General features: G+C 35.2%; 5 protein-coding genes. 3 read left to right on the top strand and 2 right to left on the bottom strand.

All coding sequences use genetic code 11. The annotated features are described in order from the left end of the window. Nucleotides 1-260 precede the first annotated feature (260 nt). Both ctaG and AC1DFT_RS20605 read left to right on the top strand, forming a co-directional pair. On the top strand, nucleotides 261-1178 hold the full coding sequence (gene ctaG / locus AC1DFT_RS20610; protein ID WP_478161519.1) for a cytochrome c oxidase assembly factor CtaG: 918 nt from the start codon (nucleotides 261-263) through the stop codon (nucleotides 1176-1178). A 31-nt stretch (nucleotides 1179-1209) separates the two neighbouring features. After that, complete coding sequence (locus AC1DFT_RS20605) at nucleotides 1210-1671, top strand: DUF420 domain-containing protein (RefSeq protein ID WP_478161517.1); 462 nt, start codon at nucleotides 1210-1212, stop codon at nucleotides 1669-1671. A gap of 40 nt (nucleotides 1672-1711) precedes the next feature. On the opposite strand, the gene ytvI is transcribed toward AC1DFT_RS20605, so the two are convergent. Both ytvI and AC1DFT_RS20595 read right to left on the bottom strand, forming a co-directional pair. Further along, a complete protein-coding gene (ytvI, locus tag AC1DFT_RS20600) occupies nucleotides 1712-2773 on the bottom strand; it encodes a sporulation integral membrane protein YtvI (protein WP_478161515.1) in 1062 nt (353 codons plus the stop codon). A 108-nt stretch (nucleotides 2774-2881) separates the two neighbouring features. After that, nucleotides 2882-3250 (bottom strand): YugN family protein, encoded by a 369-nt coding sequence (locus AC1DFT_RS20595; protein WP_478161513.1) that lies wholly within the window; start codon nucleotides 3248-3250, stop codon nucleotides 2882-2884. Between the two features lie 152 nt (nucleotides 3251-3402). Between AC1DFT_RS20595 and AC1DFT_RS20590 the strand changes: the two genes are divergently transcribed. Further along, on the top strand, nucleotides 3403-4494 hold the full coding sequence (locus AC1DFT_RS20590; RefSeq protein ID WP_478161511.1) for a CAP domain-containing protein: 1092 nt from the start codon (nucleotides 3403-3405) through the stop codon (nucleotides 4492-4494). Nucleotides 4495-4973: the final 479 nt, after the last annotated feature.

Raw genomic sequence — 4973 nt, 5'->3', positions numbered from 1 at the left:
GTTGGCGGCGACTCCTGCCGGATGAGTGGGCAAATGAGACATCCCAACGTACGCCAAAGCGGCGGGGATGGCTCATCGCTCACCCGGCGGAAAGCGTCCGACAGCAGCGAAAATCATAGTGGCCACCTTATATAAGACTCTTTACGTCGTAGTTTCCCTACATTGTGTTTTTGTTMATTTGTCATAGTTCGTTCATTGAAGTTATTGACTTTGGGCTCTATAATGGAATTAGTAGTAAAAATAAAGGAGAGAGGTTACATATGCCTTTAAGTATATTTGGTTTTCAAGCTAATTGGAGCCCTGTATTGATCGGATTATTAGTGTTCATAACTATTTTATATTTTTTAGTAACAGTCAAATGGCGAAAAGACTTCAAAGTTTCAGAGCCTTTAACCAAACAAGAAGCTGCCTATTTCTTAACGAGTATTGTGCTTGTTTATATTGTTAAAGGATCACCTGTAGATTTGATGGCTCATATTATGTTCTCTTATCACATGGTACAAATGGCTTTATTACTACTGCTAATCCCGCCATTATTGATGAAAGGGATTCCATGGTGGGTATGGAAAGTTGTTGTTGAATTGCCGGTAATAAGAAAGATATTTCCTATTGTAACTAAACCTTTATTATCGTTAGTTGTATTTTCGGGTTTATTTTCTCTTTACCATATCCCATTAATTCTAGACTATATTAAAATGAATGAAGTGTTGCATGGCACATATACCTTTATTTTGTTTATTTCAGCCATATTTATGTGGTGGTCTATTGTTGACGTTATTAAGGGAGAGCAAGGTTTGCACGGGTTAAAGAAAATTGGTTTTATCATAGGCAGTGCAGTCTTAATAACTCCTGCTTGTGCATTGATCATTTTCTCAGGTGCAGCGAATTATGTAACATATACGGACGGAGAGGCTTGGCTTAAAGCAATGGAATTATGTGTGCCTACTAGTACTTTGTCTGGCTTATCGCTTTCTGGGCCTGAATTATTTTCTAATATGTCACCTGAAGCAGATCAGCAACTTGGTGGTATTTTGATGAAAATTATTCAAGAKATTATATATGCTGTAGTTTTAGCGTCGATATTCTTTAAATGGTTTAAAAAAGAGCAAGAAACTGCTGATGAAATTACACAAAAAGCATTAGATGATTTAAAGTTACAAGCAAGCTATAATAAATAACAAATTTTAATGTATTCAAGGAGATTTGACGATGAGTTTACCTGTGTTACCTACAATTAGTACCTTTTTCATCGTGTTAAGTGCAATATTAGTTGCCATTGGATGGGGATTAGTAAAGCAACGAAAAATTGAAGCGCATAAGAAAACGATGATTGCTGCAGCCATTTCTGCTTTAATCTTTTTCATTATTTATGCTTCACGAACGATTTTTATTGGAAATACCGCATTTGGCGGACCGGATAATATAAAAATTTACTATACGATATTTTTAATCTTCCATATTACTTTGGCGACTACTGGTGCTGTATTTGGAATTGTTACGATTGTTTTAGGCTTAAAGAATAATATTGCAAAGCATCGTAAAATTGGTCCGATTACAAGCGTCATTTGGTTCTTCGTTGCCATTACCGGGGTAGCGGTATATTTATTACTGTATGTATTTTATCATGGTGGAGAAACAACTTCTGTCATTAAAGCAATAATCGGTGGTTAAACCGACAAAAGCCAACACACTCAAAATGTGTTGGCTTTTCTTATAGTTTAAAGTTAAATTTGATCATTCCAGCTTCTTTTGCGGTAATAAAAAGAATGACGATGAGTGGACCTATTAGAAAACCGAGAAAGCCAAATAGTTTTGCTCCGATGAACATGGCGATCAAAATTGCTAAAGGTGATATTCCCATTTGAGAACCCATTAGTTTCGGCTCAACTGCTCTCCTAATTATTAAAAGGATGATAGCTAAAATCGTAAGTTTTGTACCTAATACAATATCGCCAGTAATATATTCATATATGGCCCATGGAGCTAAAATAATGATGGAGCCTAAGATAGGAATTAAATCAACGATCCATATGACAAGTGCCATAATTATTGCATATTTTGGCTTAAGTATAAATAATAACCCGATGAAAGAGGCTCCTAATATGATGAAACTTGCTAAAACTTGCGCTTTCATAAATCCAATTGTTACCTTTTTAACACTTGTAGCCATTACCCGGACTTTCTCTGCGGTAGCATCGGAGAAATAACGAAAGAGTTTAATACGTAACCCTTCCAAATCCAACATAAATAAGAATAAAGCAATGATAAATACGATAAAACTGATTAAAAAGTTTGGAATATTCGTGAGTAGTGCGGTAATATTCGAGTAGCTTAGCAAATCGAGTAATGCATCTTTCATGCTCATCAACGTGGAATCGAATTTATCTTGAATGGATTCCACTACCTCTTTTGGCAGACCTTCCGTGTATTTAAACAAGTTATTTTGTATGTTGATCCATACTCCCGTTAAGCTATTTAAATGAAATGGGAATACTTTAGAAGTATAAATGAGCTGACTTATCAGCTTCGTTATAACATAATAAATAATGGCCGAAATTATAATGATAAAGAAAAAGAAATTGGTCATAACTGCAATTTTTCGATTCCATTTAAATGTTCTTTGGGTGAACTTGACAAGAGGTTCAATGACGATCGCTGTAACTAAGGCTAAAATGATAGGAAGTGAAATTGGGATGATAAATATAGCAATTAATAAAAGGAAAATGCCTGTTATAATATATTTTACATATTCTTTTTTAAAACGTTTCAACAAGATATGGGATACTCCTTTCTGCAGTTTTACACCTAGTATAGACAACATATCTATATTTGAACATATAAAAAACACTAGAGAATAACTCCCTAGTGTTTAGTGTAACTTCTATTTCGCTTTCAACTCAAAAGCGTCTAAGTCTTTTTTTAGAGCTGCTAATACTTGTTCACTTGATTTTACTAAGTGGTTAGGGAACACTTCATTTTCCCCGTATTCCACACCATGTGGATAATAATGTTTGCCGATTACTGGTTTTAATAGTGTAATGTTTGCATCATGTGCACCGACATCCCCATCTTTTGTAAAACCAAATACTCGAAGATAAAATGTACCTTCTTTTATTTCATACTTTTTGTCATAAGTTACACGTTCATAATCCCACTGACCAGCACGGATTAATCCGTTTTTGCTCATAAGATCATCTAATAAATTAAGATCAATGACAGTGTTTTCTATACCTGTGTTTTCGAAATACATTGAATTGTCCTCCTTCACGTTCAAATTACCAAAGAATACGTTCTTATTAATATTAATTCAAATTTGAAAATGTTGCAATGACAACATTGTGTATTTCCATGTAAGCTTGATATACTAGTGAAAACGAAGTAATTTTTAAGGGGAAAATTGAGATGAAAAATCTATTTCGCATTTTAATAGCTATTACTATTATACTGGTAATTTTTATATATTTGGATAATCCTGTTCAAGAAAATGAGCTAATAATGGGTTCTAACAACTCTGGCCAATTAATACCGCAACAAGTAACAGAAGTTTCAGAGCCTGCAACTATTTTCGATAGACCAAAGGAGGGGATTTCTACTCTTATTGGGAAGCCTTCTCAAACGTTAATCGATATGTATGGAAAGCCGATGAGAATCGAACCATCTGGATTTGATTATGATTGGTGGGTGTATAATGATTCTTTTTCAACTTATAGACTGTTTGGTGTATCAGATGGTTTGGTCGTGCAATCATTTGCTGTAGGAAGCGATGTAGATGTCACGCCATATAAAATAGGGCAAACGTTAACGGATATATACCGATTTACATTGGTGGAATCAGAAATCACTATGTCTATTGATTCGAATACCTATACTTTTTCTTTAACAGAAGGAGATATTAATACACGCATTTTAGTTCAATTTGATAATTTGTTTGCCATTTTATATATAGATATGGATGATCAAGAATTAGAGGCAGTTCGATATACAGATGCTCAAACGTTGTTAAAGCTTAAGCCATATGATATTTTATATAACGGAATGATGATTGATGTGGAAACTCCTCCCTCTTCGTTGCAAGCTTCGATAGATAGGGCAAATGAGCGTCAAGTTGTAGAAATGACAAACGTTATTCGTTATAGACATGGTTTACAAGTATTGGAGTCCAATTATGCTTTACAACAAATTGCAAGGAATCATAGTGAAGAAATGGCGAAAAATAATATAGTAATAAATGAGGCATTTGAAATTCCAAAGTTTAGCGACCAATTAAAAGAGTCATCCATTGAATTTACAAGGGCAGCCGGAAACACAGCCGCTTTTTACTTTGATGCAGGTGAAGCTGTTAATGGTTGGTTAAATTCGAAAAATCATCGTGCCACTATACTTGGTGAATGGTACACACACACAGGGGTAGGAGTTTATAGTAATTACTACACGCAAAACTTTATCGAACAACCTAAGCCGAAAGAAAAGAAAAACGACAGAAGTGTTGATTAACTAATAAATCTCGAGTAAATTGCTTGTTCATATTGTGATAATACAATAGGTGTTAAAAGATACAGGTTACACAGGCGCTTTTGAAGTATTCTATATTTTGCGCAGAAGCCCACTATGTTATGTACTAAAATAATATCCATAAGTAGATTTTCAAAAAGTGTAGAAGGAAATGACATGGTCACTTCTTTCTACACTTTTTTTGTAACTCAGGAAAATTTATACATGCAGATAATTTTTTCAAGTAAGGTATGGCATTCAATCTAATGTGCGTGATGTGGGGATACTGCGTCGTAAATAGTTGAATGAGGTGTCCGCTGTGATTTTCGCTACAGTCGTACGCTTTCCGCCGGGTGAGCGATGAGCCATCCCCGCCGCCCTTAGGCGTACGTTGGGATGTCTCATTAGCCCACTCATCCGGCAGGAGTCGACGCCTGTAGCGAAAATCAGTCGACGCCTGTAGCGAAAATCAGTGGAAATTG

This window comes from Psychrobacillus sp. 05T411 (assembly GCF_056396485.1).
Note: the sequence above shows the minus strand (reverse complement) of the source record. Positions and strands in the feature narration are given on the sequence as shown.